Genomic DNA, 18,561 nt, shown 5'->3' on the forward strand with positions numbered 1-18,561 from the left:
TAAAAAACCATAGTACAATCTAATATTCCTTATTAATTTTGGTTTTCGATGATCAAACATTTTTATGGTACAGCAAAAGGGTAAAACAGTAGTAATAAAAATTGGCTCCAACGTTCTGACCCAAGCGGATGGTCAGCCGGACAAATCCCGCATGGAGTCCCTTGTTCGTCAGATGGTTTATCTTCGTGAGCAAGGACTTCAATTGATCCTGATCACTTCTGGCGCGGTTGCTTTTGGACGAAAGTCAACCATTTTTGAAGAAAAAACCGACCCAGTAGTTCAAAAACAAATCCTTGCCGCTGTAGGGCAGGTTGAACTTATCAATGCTTACAAATCTTTTTTTGGCAATCGGCAGACTCCTATCGCGCAGATCATGGTTACCAAAAGTGACTTTAGGGACAGGAAGCACTACCTGAACATGAAAAATTGCTTAGAGGGACTTTTGAAAAACAACATCCTTCCCGTGATCAATGAAAACGATACCGTTTCAGTTACTGAATTGATGTTTACAGACAACGATGAGCTTGCTGGCCTAGTGGCAGCCATGATGGATGCCGAAATTCTATTGTTGCTCAGCAATGTGGACGGGATTTATAAAGGCCATCCAAGTGATCCTGATGCCGAACTAATTGAGCGGGTGGATGCCAATACCCCATCCATGGGCAATTATATCTCCAGCAGCAAGTCATCATTTGGCAGAGGTGGTATGCTCACCAAAATGAACATGGCCAAAAAATCTGCCGACCTTGGAATTGGCGTGGTCATTGCCAATGGCAAGAGGGAAGATGTGCTTATTGACTACTTCCACAATAGGTTACGTTGTACCTTTTTTGAGCCTTCAAGGGCCAAACACAACCCGAAAAAATGGATTGCCCACAGTGACCATTACTCCAAAGGGGAATTGGTCATCAACTCAGGTGCTGAAAATGCCCTGATGTCCAACAAAATCACCAGCTTACTCCCTATCGGTGTACTGGAAGTAAGGGGAGATTTTATAAAAGGTGAAATTCTTCGTATCATCAGTGAGGATGGCAGGAAAATTGGTTTAGGAAAGGCCGCATATGGAGCCAAAGTAGCTTCAGAGAAAATCGGTCAGAGTAATCAAAAACCCATCATCCATTATGATTACCTCTACCTTCATCAAAACAACCAGTGAAAATGAACTTACAGAATACCTTTGCTACTGTCAAAAAAGCCAGCAGATCAATGCCTCTGCTGACAGAAAAAAAAATCAATAGAACCTTAGAGGATTTGGCCAAGCTTACCTGGGAAGGCATACCTGCGATCTTGGAAGCCAACCAAAAAGACCTGGAACGCATGGATCCCAATGATCCAAAATTTGATAGGCTTAAATTGACAGAGGAAAGAATTGAAGCCATTGCTGAAGATATTCTCAATGTAGTCAAACTTCCTTCTCCTTTGGGAAGGATCTTGACCGAAAAGACCTTGGAAAATGGTCTTTCACTTACCAAAACCGCTGTACCTCTGGGTGTCATCGGGATCATTTATGAAGCCCGCCCCAATGTAACTTTTGATGTGTTCAGCCTTTGTCTAAAATCAGGAAATGCTTTGGTGCTAAAGGGAGGCAGTGATGCCCATGACTCCAATACGGCGATTGTCAAATTGATCCACCAAGTACTGGAGAAAAATGGTATAGACCCTAATATGGTAGCTTTGCTTCCTCCTGACCGTGAGGCTACGGCTCAAATGCTCCAAGCTGTGGATTATATTGATATCATTATCCCACGGGGAAGCCAAGGATTGATCAACTTTGTGCGGGACAATTCCAAGGTTCCAGTAATTGAAACCGGTGCTGGTATTGTGCATACCTACTTGGACAAATCTGGAGATAACCAGAAAGCAGCCAATATTATTACCAATGCCAAAACCCGCCGGGTGAGTGTCTGCAATGCTTTGGACTGTCTGGTCATCCACCAAGATAAAATCAGCCAACTACCGGAAATTACCAAGTCGCTAGGAGAAAAAAAGGTAAAAGTATATGCAGATGAATTAGCCTATCAAACCCTAAAAGGCCACTACCCTGCTGACTTACTTATGCCTGCTGAGGAAGCTCATTTCGGTACCGAATTTTTGGCCATGACCATGTCCATCAAAACCGTTCCCGATATGGAGAGCGCATTGGATCACATCGCCAAACACAGTTCCAAACACAGTGAGGCGATTGTGGCAGAAGATGAGATAGCGATTGACTTGTTTCTAAAATCCGTAGATGCTGCCGCTGTATATGCCAATACCTCCACTGCCTTTACTGATGGCGCACAATTTGGGCTGGGAGCAGAAATTGGTATCTCCACCCAAAAGCTTCACGCCCGTGGTCCTATGGCCCTGGAAGAACTCACTTCCTATAAGTGGATTGTCAGAGGAAATGGGCAAATAAGGGACTGATGCTAGTGAAATCATATTGTTTTCTTTTGGAAGTGTTGACCTCATGTACTATCCGCACTTCCAAAAGAAAGCTTAGAATGGCCACCTGATTTTTATCATCTCATTAGTCGGGAAAACCGTGTTTTGATTGAAAAATGAAGGAGATGCCCTTATATTGGGCTTGTTTGAGTATTAATCCTTTTATTTCCAATGTCTCATAAGGTTTCAAAACAAATTTTATTGTTTCTTGAAAAATTATTAATTGAAAAATAATCATATTCTAATCTATTTACTTTCATGTGGTTTCAATTACGGTAAAATACCATGAATTCTAAGAAAATAGCCAAAAGGGAACGTATATACTACTAGACCCCAAGGCATCCCCAAGACTGCTATAGCGGAGCTACCCTTTTCCTCCCCTTTTTTACGATATAGCCCAACAATAAAAGTTTAAATTCCATGCCGCATTTCCTACTGAACACAGTATTTTAGAACCTTGTACAAGCAATTGAACTGAATTAATTAAAAAAATATAGCAATGAGCATGAACAATAACCAAAAACAGTTCCTGAGAGAAGAAGAAAACAACAATATATGGTTATCCAAAGGAAATGACCAAGCCTTTAAGTTGGTGGATCACGGTCTTGCACCTACAGTCCTTGCCAGTGAAGCAGAAGTAGGAAAGGCCATGTTAAATGAATTGTATGCTACCGCTGAAGCAAAGGAAGGGGATATCAATATTGCCTTGCTTGGCGGCAGAGGCGCTCAGGAACTGCATAGGCAATTGGGGAAACTGGCTTTGTCTGGTGAAAAGGATGAGCTACTCTCCAGATTGAACGTCTTTACACAAGATGCTTTGGCTCCAATGAGCATGGGCAATGGTTTTAGCTTTGTCAGGGATTTTGAACGTATTTTGGGTGATGCATTTTTTAAAAAAATAAAGAGCTTTACCCCCATGCAAACGGATACAGATGATTTGGAATCCGAACTTGTGCAGTACTTAAATAAACTGGAATCTTTAGGAGGGTTGGACATATTTTTTATTGGCCATGGCCCTGAAGAAAACCAAGCATCCCATCTGGCCTATATCAAGCCCTTTTCAGGAGCCAAACCTCCACATGTGGCTGGCCTGATCCCTATTTCAAGTAGTATCCTGGAGCATCATATCAGCAAGTTCAAAGCAGGAGGAAGCTTGGTAAGTGAAGATGACGAAAAGGAATGCCGCGCTGCAGCATACATTCTTACCCTGGGACCTGCCGCAATTATCCATGCCAAAAAGGTGGTTCAGTCAGTAGTTGATGCAGATTCCGCTCCAGCCAAAGTTCAAACCTACAGCAAAGTTCTCCAAACACCTATCAGTGCCGACCCCTCAGAAGCCTTGAAACAGCTAAATGCAAACCCTGGTTTATGGATCAGGCTCAACCCCAATACCAAATCTTTTGTTTTGCCCAACTTGGAACTTTGACTCTAGGTAAATGCTGTCTTCAGGTTGCCAATAATCAGATCGAAAACTCAAGATGATGTTATTTTCCCAATGCAACCCTGCGAGACGGTTTGGGGAATCATAGTATTTATAATGCGACAATATTACTTTGCCAAAGCAGAATTATAGTCAATTTGTTGCCCTGAGGTACCATTTAAAATTAATCCACATCTCCCCTCCATTTCACTTCAATATCATCCCAGCACCTATTTTTTCTAATAAGTATGGGTTGTGATCGATCACTAGGAGGTCATTGTCTCTACTTAGCGTCTGAAGGATATCAAAGAGCTGATCGATATCCGCATAATGCAGACCAGTACTTGGCTCATCCAAAACCAATAGTTGGTCTTGTTTTTTATTATTGAGCCAATTAAGCAATAACAAACGTTGTTCTTCTCCCGAGGAGAGAGATTTGACCTTTTGATCCAAGCTCAGATGTCCCAAGCCAATAGTATCCAGCTGTTGAATAAATGACAGTTTCGAAGTGGCCGCTCCTTGGTCGGTCAGCCATCTATTCAGTTCTATGATGGATAGGGACAACACTTCTGATATGTCAAGTCCTCCTACTCTGTGCTCCAACAATCTTGCTTGGTACCTCCGTCCATGACAGACTTCGCATGTTTCGATATGATTGGCCGCCACATCCAGACTGGTGCTGAGCACACCACTGCCCTTACAATTGGGGCATTGGCTTGCTTTGTTTTTATAAGAAAAGTCCTTTGTCTTCAAACCTGATTCCTTTGCAAACACCTTGCTGATGTCTTTTAACAAATCCAAATATGCTATCAACAATGTACTGTTATGTGCCTGCAACTTTTTGGTCTCAAAATACTGTGCTCCACTGTAAGTTTTGGGCCATTCTATACGCCCACAATTTACAGCCTGTCCCTGCTCGATACTTGGAATCAGTATATCCTTTACTAAAGTCGTCTTCCCAATCCCTGATTTTCCAGTAATGGCCGTAATCCCTCCCACTGGCACTTCCAAGGAATGTTTTACCAAAGTGTGTTTGGCCAATTTCTGCAATTTGATGCGGTTTTCTGTTGTTTTTAAATCAACCTTTTTGGAAGGCAGTTTCAAAAATGGATGACAACGAGCTGTCTCCAAAAACTCCTTTGGGCTACCTTGAAAAGTAACGTATCCTCCGTTTTTTCCTGCTTTTGGACCTATTTCCACCAAATTTTCTGCTGCCATCATGATTTCCTTATTGTGTTCAATCACAATCACCGTGTTTCCCTTTTCCACCAATTCTTTCAGTAGCTGCACAAGGTCCGGAATATTCTCTGCTGATAAGCCTGCAGAAGGCTCATCTAAAAGATAGGTAATCCCCTTTAGTGGACTGTTGAGCTGCTTGATCAAGGCGACACGCTGCTGCTCACCACCACTCAGACTTACCGACTTTCGGTTGAGCTGAAGGTGGTCAATGTGCAACTGCCGGGATCTTTTGAGTGTACTGGAAAGACGCGCCCTGATGTTTTCAATAAGCTTTTGATCGATTTCTTCATTGACATCAGAAGTATTTAACCAGTGGTCAAGTGTTTTGAAATCCATGGATTTTAGCGTGTGGATGGATGCTTTACCAATCAGCACTTCAAGTCTTTCAGCTTTCAGTCCACTCCCTTCGCATTGATTGCATTTGGTGTAAGAAAGTAAAGTTTTAAGCGGTTGGTATTTGTTCTTTCTGGTCAAGAAATATTCATCCATCAGGTACTTGAAAAGCCCGGCCCACTTCATCTTGACCTGCTGCGTTCCTTTTCTGGTCTTGGTCTCAAATTTCCATGTTGCTTCCCAGATCTTCCCTGCTACGCCTTTAAAAACCACCGCCTTTTGACCAGAGGTCAATTCATTAAATGGAGTGTTCAGGTCAAAACCGTATTCTTTTCCTACTTCTTCCAGCACAGCCATATATTGCCCGCTGGCTTGCCCATAATAAGCCAAGCCTTTATGATGCTCAAACAGTCCTTCGGCAATGCTTAAGTTTCCATCAATTACAATTTTACCCAAATCAGGAAGCAATTCTTTTCCTATGCCATCACAAACCACACACTTTCCCAGTTCATGATTGTTCGAAAAGTGGCTTGCAGACCAATCCAAACCAGAATATTGTGCTTTGCGGGAAAAGGCAAAACGCAGGGTTTTATCAAAATCCGTTTGTTGGGCAATGTCCGATCTTTCAGAAAAGTTCTTTTCCTTTCGGGTAATGCAAATACTAGGAGTAAGTCCTTCAATATGGTCCACTTCCAGCTGATAATTCACACCGACCCTCGACTGCTGATAACTGGAAAACTGCTTGGTCATTTCCTGTAGGCCAAACCCGTGCAAAGTATCGATAACCAAGGAAGATTTTCCAGATCCAGAAATGCCAGTAACCACAGACAAATGATTCTTTGGGATTTTCAAACTGATATCTTTGAGCGCATGGGTACGGGCTCCGCTGATCGCCACAATGTCCTGTCGTTGTATTGGAGGTTGTGGGATATCCACTGCCTGAGCAATCAATGCATTGTCGAGTAAGGTGTCACAATGGGTTTGGAAAAGCGGGTGATTCTCGAAACACACAATCCCTGCTGTCTGCTTTTTTAGCTGTTTCAAAGCATTCAACAATTGTCGGACATTCTGCTGATGAAGTCCAATACTGGGTTCCTCCAACACTAAAATGGTCTTTTTAGAGGGCTTGGCAAAGTGTTTGGCCAGCTTGATCCGCTGGGCCTCACCACCGGAAAGGGTATTCGAAGGCTGTCCAAGTTTGATGTATCCCAATCCCAGCTGAAGCATCAAGGCCAATATCTCTGCCAATTTCTTTTCCTGCTTGAAAAAATCCGCCGCTTCTTGCACACTTAAATCATAGATTCCGGCTATGCTTTTCCCTTTCCATTGTACTTTCAGTACTTCCGGTTTAAATCGCTTGCCATTACAGACAGGACAGACTTGATTAATCGTTCCCATCACACTCATGGACAGGGTAATAACCCCAGCTCCTTCACAGTTTGGACATCGACCAACTTTATTGTTAAAAGAAAATGCGCCTTTTGACAATTTTAAATGCTTTGCCATCGGTGTCTTCGCTAATAAATCCCTAACCCTGTCTGCAAGACCTGTATAAGTCGATGGATTACTACGTGGGGTCTTTCCAATCGGTTGATCTGTAACAGAAAGGAAGTTCAAGTCATGTATTTCACAAAATGAATTTATTCTATCAAGTAACTCACTTGTCTTTCGACTGATGACCGATAAGCTTTGAACCTGAGGTTCAAAAGTAGCTTCCAGTACAGAAGAAACGTGATTTCCAACATGCCTTTCCTTTTCTTGAATGGCGGTCAAAGTAGGGCTTTCAAGTTTTTTTGCCCGCAAAAATGCTTTAACTGGGCCATTGTAGATCACTTCTCCTCCTTTTATGCCCGCCAACGGACCTAATTCTAAGATCCAATCAGCTGATTGAATAAAGTTCAGATCATGTTCCACCACCATTACTGTATTGCCCCCACGGATCAACCTGTCAAAAACATGGCGAAGGTGTCGTTGATAAGCAGTAGGCAAACCGATTGAGGGCTCATCAAAAACATATAAAATGCCTTGGAGGTTGCTGTTTACCTGTTTAGTCAGCTTTATGCGCTGGCCATCTCCAGAAGAAATATCCAAACTGGGAGTACCTAATTGATAGTGTCCCATCCCTAAGTTGATCAAGTCAAGCAACTGCGTACACAACTTATCAACCAGCACAGTTTCACCTGCTGACAAAACTTGCTCCTGGAGTCGGTCATATAGTTGCTGTAGGGGCAGGTCCGTCCACTGCTGAAAATTCAAGCCCTTCCATTTATATTTCAAGTGATCGGCTTTTATCCTTGCCCCATGACAAGAAGGGCATTTTTTTGCGCTTACAAAACGTAGAATACTTACATTTCTATCCAGTCTAAGAATATCCGACATGATCGGGATAACCCCCTTATAATAGCCTTCCTCACGAGGTTTGGCCTTAAACCCTTCCCATCTGAGGCGTGATTCCAGGCTGTGTTTACCATAGAAGACTTTAATGCGATCGCTGCCATAGAGAATGACGTCCTGCTGCTCTTTGCTCAGATGCTTCCAAGGTATATCCACTGAAAAACCATGTGCCTCACATACTTTGTTTAGCTCCTCTACAGTCACTTGGGAATAGACGATATAACCGTTGGGTAAAGTGGTGGTGATCGCTCCTTCTCGCAAAGTCTTGTTCGCATCACCCACCAACTTTTCAATATCGATGTATTCAGCCTCACCAATGCCCCTGCATTTTTCACAGGCACCTTTGGGGTGGTTAAATGAAAAAAGAGATTTGCTCATGGTTTCCTCGCCTGCAAAGCGGGCAAACAATAGTCTGACAATTGGACTAAGCTCTGAAAGAGTACCAAAAGTGGCATTGATGGATTGAAAGCGCTTGGACTGCTCCACCTTGATCACAGGTGGCAATTCGGCAATTTCATCCACCTCAGCAGTTGGAATAGCTTGTCCATTTTGTTGGCTATAAGCAGGCAGACTTTCCAAAAAATAACGATACCCTTCATTGGCGATTACCCCCATGGCCAAAGAAGACTTTCCCGAACCCGATAAGCCGGTCACGACAATCAGTTGGTTTTCGGGAATGTTCAATGAAATGTTTTTGAGATTGTTTTGATGGGCGTTGGTAATGCGCATAAAAAGATGGGGTCTTCATTTAAATTTTGGAATCTCAAAGATAAAAAGAATCTCAGCGGGCCAATAAAGCTGACCATTCAATTTGAACCCGTTGGAGTCTTCAAGTTTTTCCTTTTCATTGACATCAATATCTATACAGACTTTTACCCCAACCATAATTTAATATGACTATTCGCAATGTTGCACGTAGCTATATTTTCTTTGGTTTATGCTTTTATGATTCTGTTTCTGTCCTTTTCCATTGATGAAAAGGACCAAATCCCGATAGCTATCGGGACTAGGCCGGTGGTGTGGCATTTAAATTGGGTATATCGATTTATCTTTAATATAGGAATTCTTTATCCCAATTTAATTTTAAGAAAACTGTTCAGGCCTAAAAATGAGCGGATCTCGCTGTTCCACGACGCGAGCTAGCTCATTTTCTTAACAGCCTGCCCATTTTCCTCAAAACCTGCCCCACCAAGGGCCATCCTTACTTTTCGATACCATATTATGCCTTTAAACCAGTACGTGCAAAATTATGGATACTCATATAATTTAATTCCATTTTGCCAAAAGAAATATTTCCTTTTGCATTGTTTGAATAAACATCTGGTTATCAAACCAGTTATAACACTAAAACAGAACACTTTACCGATGAAACACCTACACTTGTTGATTTTATGGTTTGTATTCAACCTTTCCAACAACCTGCACGCCCAAGAAATGTCCGAGCACCGATGGAAGGATCGGCTATTGATCATCAAAACAATTGAACTCTCCGACTCAATCTATAAAAAACAAATCAATGCACTTCAGAAAAACTTAGGAGAACTTAAAGAACGTAAGTTGGTCGTTTACCAATTCCACAAGGATAAGTTCAAAACCGGGCTCGATTCTAAGAAAGCTTGGAAACACACTGAAAATAAAGAATGGGTTGAGGCCTTAAAACTAACCAATAATGAGTTTGAAATCATCTTAATCGGGCTGGATGGGCAAATAAAACGGAGACAATCCCAGTTTTTAGCCCCAAATGAATTATTTGGCACCATAGATGCCATGCCGATGCGTAGGCAAGAAATGGAGTCAGAAAGGCATAATTGAATTGTAATTAAATATAGTTTTACTTGTTCAACACCCCATTCTTCTCTGGCTTCATGATCAGGCCTTAGGGAGTTTGAATATGACTTTTGAGAAAAACATTTTAATCCCCGAATGAAAAGAGCTGCGTTTTGACTGTGTAAACCTAAAATTAAGGAGCAGGATGTACTTTATTAAAAACAGTAAATCTGAACCTGTGGATTCTAACTTTTTATTAATTACATTAAGGTTAATATTAGATTGAAACTTTTATGTGTTTATTGAATGGAAAACAACAGTGTATCCCTCCACCGTGTGATTAAAGCTTCACCTGAAAAGGTTTTCAAAGCTTTTTCTGATCCTCTTGCCTATTCTAATTGGATACCGCCTTACGGATTTTTGGGCATTCTTCATCATATGGATTTTAAGGTAGGTGGCACTTACAGAATGTCCTTTAGGAATTTTTCTACAGGACATGAACATTCATTTGGCGGCACTTTCTTAGAAATCCAAGCCAACGAGTTGATCAAGCATACGGATGAGTTTGATACTCCAGAGCTTCCGGGAAAGATGACAACGAGCATTTGGTTCAAGTCAGTGTCCTGTGGAACGGAACTAAAAGTATTGCAAGAAGGAATTCCGTCGGTAATTCCGACCGAAATGTGCTATTTAGGGTGGCAAGAATCACTCGAAAAATTGATCAAGTTAGTGGAGCCTGAAATCCCTGATGCTTAAGTCATTTAGAAAACTTCTGTGAAACCTTTAGAGTGATGGAAATCATAAGACAAGTTTTTGTTTTTCTACTTTTGTTGTTCACTACAGCTACGGTTTCAGGAAAGTCCTGTAATGAAACTTTACCCCTGCGCACAGTTTTATTTAAAGTGACCAAATCTAATTCCAGTAAAACCTCCTACCTATTTGGCACTCATCACGCCTTTGGAAAGCCATTTTTTGACTCTTTGACCAATGCCAATCAGGTCTTGGCAGCATGCGATGTTTTGATAAAAGAAAACTTGAACATTCCAGGCCACATGGCTCAGGATATTATCAATCGTCGAATTGAAAAAACCAAATGGACCAGATTGCTGGACCAAGAAGATATGGCATTTATAGAAAATTTGTTCGCTTCCAGTCCAACAGATTTTCAAAAAATGAGCCCTACTGAATTATATGTTTTCCTGAACCGGTATTTCAAAGAGCAAGCCTGTTTGGGCAAGGATTCAGCATCCACATACCTCTCCCTGGATGATTACATCGGTTCCAAAGCCAAGGAACTCGACATGGAGCTGTTAGGTCTAGAAACTTCAGAAGATCAAATTGAACTGATCAATAAAGATGTGGAAGGAATGCCCAGAAAAGTGCACAAAAGAAGGCTTTCGATGATCATAGAACAGATCCGCTCAAACAATTCCCAAAATTGTGCGGAGACTGATTGGTATGACCAAATGGATATTGAATATCAATTGGACCAGCCTTGTCGTAATACACTGATGCTAAGAGACAGAAATGATAAATGGATGAAGACGATCCAAAAATCATTGGAAACCAACAATTGCTTTATTGCTGTGGGGTTGAGCCATTTGATGTATGAATGTGGCTTGATCAAACAGCTGCAGAAATTGGGCTACAACGTTTCTCCCATTCCGGTAAGGTAAAACTGTAATTTGATGTAAGTCAACTATTTCAAAATAGGCAAAAGTCGAAGGAACAGCTCAAAATGAACCAACTCAAAACTAACGAACCATTTTTCTTTAGGCAGCTCACCTTAAATAAATCACTAACAACCAATCCATAAGGCATGTTTTTAGTATTTTAGGAATCTATTCTTCAAAAAGTCAGCTGGTATTTTTAACCTTAGATTCTATGAAGCCTACCACGATGTACACCAAAAGCGGCAGCATTAATATTGCTTATCAAAGTTTTGGATCTGGGACTGTAGATTTGGTATATATACCTGGATGGGTATCCAACATCGATCTAATGTGGGCCTGTCCTTCATTGGCTGAATTTTTGGAGGAACTGGGTAAAATCTGCAGGGTAATTCTTTTCGATAAGAGAGGAACCGGGCTTTCAGACCGGGTCATAGAGCTCTCCACCTTGGAAGACCGTATGGATGACATACGAGTGGTGATGGATGCTGTCGGATCAGAAAAAGCTTTTCTTTTTGGCCATTCTGAGGGAGGCTCTGTCTCTGCACTTTTTGCTGCTACCTACCCACAGCGAACTATTGCGCTGATCACTTTTGGGATTTTTGCAAAAAGAAGATATTCTCCTGATTACCCCTGGGCTCCTACCGATCAAGAAAGACAAAAAGTCTATGATATGATTGAATACTGTTGGGGAAGTGGAGATATGAAATTGGAGGACTTAGCACCCTCAAGAGCTAAAGATGCTGAGTTTATGGAATGGCTTGCTCAATATTTTCGTTCTGGAGCTAGTCCTAGTGCAGCCTTGGTCCTGACCAAAATGAATACCACAGTCGACATATTGGACATACTTGAAACTATTCAAGTTCCGGTACTGATGATGCAAAGAGTAAATGATATCGATGTCAAAATTGAAGAAGGTCGTTTCATTTCCAACCAAATAAAAAATGCCAAGTTTATAGAAATGCAAGGCAGTGATCATCTTTTTTGGACAGGAGATAATCTTGAAGTACTTCAAACAATGCGAAATTTCATTCAAAAAGCTAAATACGAATCAGCAATCCATAAAAGGCTCACTACTGTACTTACTTTAAAGACAAATGCTTCTAAAAACGAGGAAGAAAAATTAGATAAGCATGCAATTCACCAACTCATTGAAAAATTCAAAGGGTTTATCATTTACAGCGATAATGAGCATGCGGTACTCACATTTGAAGGCCCCAGCAAAGCAGTTCATTATGGACTTAGCATTTTAGATAAAGCCAAGCTAGAAGGAAAAAATCTGGCCATCTGCATTCACATGATGTTAGTACCCTTAATATTGCAATCCTCCTGGGAAAATGTTGAAGTGAGGCAGCAAATTGATGAAATGTTCAAGCAATCCCTAGCCAAACACATTTTGATAACCAATACAGTTAAAAATTTACTCCCTGGGGCTGGTCTAAGCATTACTGCCAGTCCTTATGTTCTCAAGTCAAAGAAGAGAAAATTAGCTCTTGATCTATTCAAAGTTTCCGACCCTGCTTCCTATGATTCTTTATCATCTGAAAATTCACTTGCAGCTTTATCCTTCAATGAGTCTTTTTTGGAAGATGTGATCCAATGTATAGATGCCAATCTAAATAATGAACAATTTAATTTGGTAGCGTTATCAAGAGAATTGGCCGTGAGTGAAAGGCAACTTCAAAGAAAGCTTAAAGCAATCAGCAACAAATCACCCAACCAACTTATTTCCTCTGTTCGACTACATCGTGCCAAAGAATTACTCAGCACGCGAAAGTATGGTGTTTCTGAAACAGCTTTTCAAACTGGTTTTTCCAACCCCTCTTATTTTGCCAAATGCTTTAAGAAGGAGTTTGGGATCAGCCCCTCCTCCTTCCTGCAATAGTTCAAAGCTAGTTTTTTCCATTTTTTCTTGTCGGTTTTGTGCTGAATTCTGGCGTAAAAGTGATAGTACTTTTAACCCATTTCAAGTAACCTTGTAGAAAGCACTTCTAAACTAAAATTGTCATGAATACCATTCAAAAATCAAATATCGAAATTCCCAGAGAACTCATCAGCTGGAGTAGATGGATGATCGGAATCAATTTTTCTGCGGGAACAGGATGTGTCGTTGTCTTTAGAGATATTAAATCCAGTGGAGCTGACACGATCTCATTCTGGTTGATGAACGCGATCATACTCTTTACCCTTACTGTCCTCACCTCAGTAATCTTCAATTTGTTACTGTCCATGGAGCTAGGTAATGACTTCACCTTAAAAAATAAGCATAGGTTTTTGGGCGGGCTACAACTTACTCTTTTCTCAATGGCTCTTTTTTCCCTTGTAAAATGGATAGTAGCATAACAAAACCAATACTTCTGTCACAATTTTGTATGGATACCCTAATTGCAATTCGGTTTAACATGTCGCAATTATTATAATTTTTGTCGTAATAGTCCTAATAATCAAGAAGCTTGCGGAATTACCTTTGTAATACAGCATCACTAAATCTCAATTCCCGGGAAGATGAAAAAAGAATTTTTATTGGTTTTGTTCATTTGACAAAGAACCTAAAAGCTTTGAAAATTCAACTAAGAGATTTTGAGTTTCATTTATTTTCTAACCTAAATTTCATTTATTATGTCAGTTTCCATTTTTAAACACGCACATTTTAAAGGTACATCCGCTACCTATGGCACAGGTCAATTCGTCACCATTCCCATTGGTAATGACCAAATCAGCTCAATTAAAGTTGAACCAGGTTATTTTGTTTATTTATATAGAGATACTGGTTTTAGAGGTCCAAGATTAGTTTTGTTTGGTGGAAACTATCCTTATGTAGAGGACTGGAATGACCAAATCAGTTCAATGGAAATCTTTGAACATGATCCTAACCTGTATCCTCTTGTAAGCTTCTACCAGCATGCCAACTTCGGAGGTTTTAAGCAAAACCTTGCGGGGTTGGGAGCAAGTACCGATTATAATTTCCCCTTTTTGAAAAACGACAGCATTACTTCCATGAAAGTACCTGAGGGCACAAGAGTAGTACTGTACAAGGACAGTCAGTTAAGGGGTAACAGCAAGGAGTTCGGACCTGGAGAATACAGCAACCTCGTGCATTTTGGATTTCAAGACAATGCTTCTAGTGTACAAATCCTCCGCCCTGATTTAGAATTGATCAATATTGAATACATCAATGAAGTGGTACTCCCAGACGGCAACCCGATTGGACTCTCAGACTCCACTATCAACAATAGTGAAGTTGAACAAATCAATACCTTGACATTGGAGAGGGAAATCACTAAATCCACTACTAGAAGTTGGAGTAATTCTACCTTAATTGGAATCACTGTAACCACCAGTACCACCATAGGAATAGAAAAAGGGCCGATCTCAGCAGAGCAGGAAACCAGTATAAGTACTACCTTAGAAAATACCTTCACCATTGGTGAAGAGGAAACCGTCAGTGAGACCAGTACTTTCAGTAAATCCGTTGCGGTTAAAATTCCTCCTAGGTCTGTCGGGGAGGCTACCCTGTTTATGATACCTAAAAAGGTCCGTTTAGACGCCATTTACACTTTTAGGCTGAAAGGCACTGAAAATACATTTAAACAAGATGTAGCAATCGAGGTGGATGACTTCCAAGTTGGTGAAGCCAGAATATCTGTAAGGCCAATGGAAGTCATAGAGGTAGAAGAAGTTTAAGTTCTCTAAAATCATAAAAAGTCCAACTTTAGTTTAGTTGGACTTTTTTGTATAATATTTGGAAAGGACTCTTTACTTATATGGAATTATATTAAATATTATGTGTATCCGTAATTTTGCACGTACTGGTTTATAGGCAAAATATGGTATTGGAAAGTAAGGATGGCCCTTGGTGGGGCAGGTTTTAAGGAAAATGGGCAGGCTGTTAAGAAAATGAGCTAGCTCGCGTCGTGGAACAGCGAGATCCGCTCATTTTTAGGCCGGAACGGTTTCTTAAAATTAAATTGGGATAAAGGATTCCTATATTAGAGATAAATCGGTATACCCAATTTAAATGCCGCACCACAGGCCTAGTCCCGATAGCTATCTGGATTTGGTCCTTTTCATCAATGGAAAAGGACAGAAAAAGAATCATAAAAGCATAAACCAAAGAAAATATAGCTACGTGCAACATTGCGAATAGTCATATTAAATATATGTCAATCTTTAATATAACTGAATTTGATCATTGATTTAAAATAACTAACTTTTTGATTATGAAGGACATTATAAAACCTATAAGTTTGGCCTTAATTCAGCTTTTTCAATTTTTGCTGAGTGTGCTAATGGCTTTCTACGCCTTTTTCGCCTTCAAAGCATTCAATAGCAATATTCAGGGAATGCAAGTTGACTTTAACTTAATGGGTTGGCAATTTAATACAGACCCAAGTCATGGCATTTGGAATGCCCTTTTCTTTCTTTCCTTTTTCTGTTATTTAGGGGCTTATTTGGTTGGAAGTTGGCTACTGGAAAGGCTCATTAAATCACGATAAACTTTCTTTCTCTGCTTGATTGATTGATTAATCCAATACAAACCTTTATAAGTAAAGAGCCCGACAATTTGACGGGCTTTCAATATAGTTTAAACATTCTTTAAATTACCTCATGGATTTATAGGCATTGATCAAGCCATTGGTAGAAGCGTCATGAGCGCTTACTTTTTCATCTCCTTCCAATTCTGGAAGAATATTTTTGGCCAGTACTTTTCCCAATTCCACTCCCCACTGGTCAAAACTAAAGATATTCCAAATGATGCCTTGAACAAAGATTTTATGCTCATACATCGCTACCAGGCTTCCCAAGGTATATGGATCAATTTTTTTCACCAAAATGGAATTGGTTGGTCGATTTCCTTCAAACACTTTGTGAGGAGCCAGCTTGGTAATTTCTTCAGCTGATTTACCAGCTTTGTTTAATTCTGATTTCACTTCATCCAAAGACTTGCCATTCATCAAAGCTTCTGTCTGAGCAAAGAAATTGGACAATAACTTCACATGGTGATCACCAACAGGATTATGAGAAATAGCAGGCGCAATAAAATCACAAGGGATCAAATGAGTGCCCTGATGGATCAATTGATAAAAAGCATGCTGACCGTTTGTACCTGGCTCACCCCAAATGATTGGGCCAGTGGTGTAATCTACTTTTTCACCATTTCTGGAAACGTATTTACCGTTACTTTCCATATTTCCTTGTTGGAAATAGGCTGCAAATCGGTGCAAATATTGGTCATAAGGAAGTATAGCTTCAGATGATGCACCAAGAAAATTGGTATTCCAAATACCGATCAGAGCCAATATCACCGGGATATTTGACTCGAGTTTAGTTTCCTTAAAGTGATTGTCCATGGCATGTGCTCCTTCCAATAACTTTTCAAAGTTGTCAAAACCAATGGCACAGGCAATAGGCAATCCAATAGCTGACCAAAGGGAATACCTTCCCCCTACCCAATCCCAGAAAGCAAACATGTTTTTGGTATCAATACCAAAAACAGCTACAGCTTCAGCATTGGTAGACAAGGCCACAAAATGCTTGGCAATAGCTGATTCATCTTTTGCAGCCTCCAGGAACCATGATCTTGCGGAATGCGCATTGGTCATAGTCTCTTGTGTGGTGAAAGTCTTAGAAGCAATAAAAAACAAAGTGGTTTCCGGATCCACTTTTTTCAAGGTTTCAGCGATATGGGTCCCATCCACATTGGAAACGAAGTAAATCTCTAATGCTTCATTTTGATAAGGCTTCAACGCCTCAGTCACCATTACTGGACCAAGGTCACTCCCACCAATCCCGATATTGACCAAAGATTTGATAGGCTTCCCCGTATAGCCTTTCCATTCACCTGCGTTGATCTGATCGGCAAAGCCCTTCATTTGTGCCAAAACTGCATTAACATCGGGCATAACATCCTTTCCGTCAACTTCTATAGGCGAATTACTTCTATTTCTTAGTGCAGTGTGCAAAACTGCTCGGTCTTCTGTTTGGTTGATATGACCGCCGGTGAACATGGCTTCTATAGCAGCTTTCAAACCAGTCTCTTCCGCTAACTCAAAAAGTACATTTAAAACATCTTCATCTATTCTATTTTTGGAATAGTCTACCAAAATATCTTCAAAACGAAGGGAGTATTTGTCAAATCGTGCATCGTCTGTAAAAAGTGACTGGATAGTCTGCTCCTTTTTCTCCTCAGAGAGAGCCTTTAATTTTTTCCAAGCTGTTGTTTGGGTTGGATTAATGTTTTTCATGTGTTTATGGATTATTTTAATTGGTCGTCATTTGGAACCCGTTCAGAAAGAAATCACGATAAAAGTTTAATGATACTTCTTCTAAATAGGCTTTACTAAAATCTACCTTTATCAAGGTTTGCTGAGCAAAAATAAGATTTATATTTACCCCATAAAATTAATCAATATTTGTTTACATTAACATTATGCTAAATTTAGGTACATTTTCATTGTTTTTTTTCAGTGATCGATACCTTTTATACGCAATGAACCTTTTTTAAAAAACTTCATGAAACATCTAATAATTGGCATCCTTCTTTTTTTGAGCAATGCATCGTTTGGGCAACACCTAATTCCGCTAAACCAATACGGTGAAAAAATCACAGATACCATAAAATTCCATCCTGAGAAATACAGGAAACATTTTTTTGAAGATAATGAAAAATCGATCAACCATTATTTTAATCATGATCTTAAAATAACTGCCATGGTAATCAACCTAAAAGATCCCGAAAAAGGAAATTACCTTACCATCAGGACTGAATATGATAGTCTTGGTCAGAAATCAAAAACAGTCCATACCGATAGAATCAATAAGGTAAATGAAATACACTATTATGAAAACAATGAAATAGTTCGGAAATATTTCATCAAAGGAACCATTGTCACAGGACAAAAACTCGAAGGAGACGCAATCACAGAATTAAACAGAATCCTTGAAGAATGTAGTTTTGAAGATAGTAAACAAGCTATGAAACACGTTCAAGACAACCTTAGGTATCCCGCCAATGCCAGGTATCATAGAGAAATGGGTACGGTCAAAGCAGCACTACATATATCCAAAGAAGGTAAACTTAACAAAATAGTAATAGCCAACCCAGAAGAAGTTTCTGTAAAGCTTCAAAATGAAGTTATTAGAATATGGAGTAAGTACAAGGGGAAATTTTACCCAGCTTATGACTTGGAAGGAAACCCTATTGAGTCTTATTTCATCGTTCCTACTAGGTTTAAGTTGAGTTAAATTTTATCTCCACTATTTTTATTTTACAAATTCAAGCTAATTCAAAATGAATCTCAGACTTCTTTCAAT

At 40.0% G+C, this 18,561-nt stretch carries 13 protein-coding genes; 11 read left to right on the forward strand and 2 right to left on the reverse strand.

Annotation, left to right across the window (positions count from 1 at the left end):
* The first annotated feature begins 64 nt into the window (after positions 1-64).
* The 3 genes from proB to IFO69_RS14530 all read left to right on the forward strand — a co-directional run bounded on the left by proB (position 65) and on the right by IFO69_RS14530 (position 3,850).
* The gene (proB, locus tag IFO69_RS14520) at positions 65-1,156 is read left to right on the forward strand and encodes a glutamate 5-kinase (RefSeq protein WP_192010853.1); all 1,092 of its coding nucleotides are present in this window, start codon (positions 65-67) and stop codon (positions 1,154-1,156) included.
* Positions 1,157-1,158: 2 nt separating this feature from the next.
* On the forward strand, positions 1,159-2,406 hold the full coding sequence (locus IFO69_RS14525) for a glutamate-5-semialdehyde dehydrogenase (protein ID WP_192010854.1): 1,248 nt from the start codon (positions 1,159-1,161) through the stop codon (positions 2,404-2,406).
* Positions 2,407-2,923: 517 nt separating this feature from the next.
* Positions 2,924-3,850 carry a sugar phosphate isomerase family gene (locus IFO69_RS14530; RefSeq protein WP_225444153.1) on the forward strand — a complete coding sequence of 309 codons (927 nt, stop codon included), beginning with the start codon at positions 2,924-2,926 and terminating at the stop codon, positions 3,848-3,850.
* A 201-nt stretch (positions 3,851-4,051) separates the two neighbouring features.
* Here the strand turns inward: IFO69_RS14530 and IFO69_RS14535 are convergent, their stop codons facing one another.
* Positions 4,052-8,539, reverse strand: coding sequence for an ATP-binding cassette domain-containing protein (locus tag IFO69_RS14535; RefSeq protein ID WP_192010855.1), 4,488 nt, complete (start codon positions 8,537-8,539; stop codon positions 4,052-4,054).
* Positions 8,540-9,175: 636 nt separating this feature from the next.
* On the opposite strand from IFO69_RS14535, the gene IFO69_RS14540 reads away from it, so the two are divergent.
* From IFO69_RS14540 to IFO69_RS14570, 7 genes are all read left to right on the forward strand, one after another.
* Positions 9,176-9,622 carry a DUF4174 domain-containing protein gene (locus IFO69_RS14540; RefSeq protein WP_192010856.1) on the forward strand — a complete coding sequence of 149 codons (447 nt, stop codon included), beginning with the start codon at positions 9,176-9,178 and terminating at the stop codon, positions 9,620-9,622.
* 261 nt (positions 9,623-9,883) lie between these two features.
* Positions 9,884-10,333: an SRPBCC family protein gene (locus IFO69_RS14545; protein ID WP_192010857.1), complete on the forward strand. Its 450-nt coding sequence runs from the start codon at positions 9,884-9,886 to the stop codon at positions 10,331-10,333.
* 35 nt (positions 10,334-10,368) lie between these two features.
* The gene (locus IFO69_RS14550; protein WP_192010858.1) at positions 10,369-11,253 is read left to right on the forward strand and encodes a TraB/GumN family protein; all 885 of its coding nucleotides are present in this window, start codon (positions 10,369-10,371) and stop codon (positions 11,251-11,253) included.
* Positions 11,254-11,461: 208 nt separating this feature from the next.
* Positions 11,462-13,132 (forward strand): alpha/beta fold hydrolase, encoded by a 1,671-nt coding sequence (locus tag IFO69_RS14555; protein ID WP_192010859.1) that lies wholly within the window; start codon positions 11,462-11,464, stop codon positions 13,130-13,132.
* Positions 13,133-13,254: 122 nt separating this feature from the next.
* Entirely contained in the window at positions 13,255-13,590 is a 336-nt protein-coding gene (locus tag IFO69_RS14560; protein WP_192010860.1) for a hypothetical protein, read from the forward strand.
* Between the two features lie 276 nt (positions 13,591-13,866).
* Positions 13,867-14,931, forward strand: a complete 1,065-nt coding sequence (locus IFO69_RS14565; protein WP_192010861.1) for a beta/gamma crystallin-related protein — start codon at positions 13,867-13,869, stop codon at positions 14,929-14,931.
* Positions 14,932-15,467: 536 nt separating this feature from the next.
* Complete coding sequence (locus IFO69_RS14570; protein ID WP_192010862.1) at positions 15,468-15,743, forward strand: hypothetical protein; 276 nt, start codon at positions 15,468-15,470, stop codon at positions 15,741-15,743.
* Between the two features lie 105 nt (positions 15,744-15,848).
* Here IFO69_RS14570 and pgi read toward each other — a convergent pair whose 3' ends face one another.
* A complete protein-coding gene (gene pgi, locus IFO69_RS14575; protein ID WP_192010863.1) occupies positions 15,849-17,492 on the reverse strand; it encodes a glucose-6-phosphate isomerase in 1,644 nt (547 codons plus the stop codon).
* A gap of 268 nt (positions 17,493-17,760) precedes the next feature.
* Here pgi and IFO69_RS14580 point away from each other — a divergent pair, with 268 nt between their 5' ends.
* Positions 17,761-18,492, forward strand: coding sequence for an energy transducer TonB (locus IFO69_RS14580; protein ID WP_192010864.1), 732 nt, complete (start codon positions 17,761-17,763; stop codon positions 18,490-18,492).
* Positions 18,493-18,561 lie beyond the last annotated feature (69 nt).

The organism is Echinicola arenosa (assembly GCF_014841125.1).
GTDB classification, from domain to species: domain Bacteria; phylum Bacteroidota; class Bacteroidia; order Cytophagales; family Cyclobacteriaceae; genus Echinicola; species Echinicola arenosa.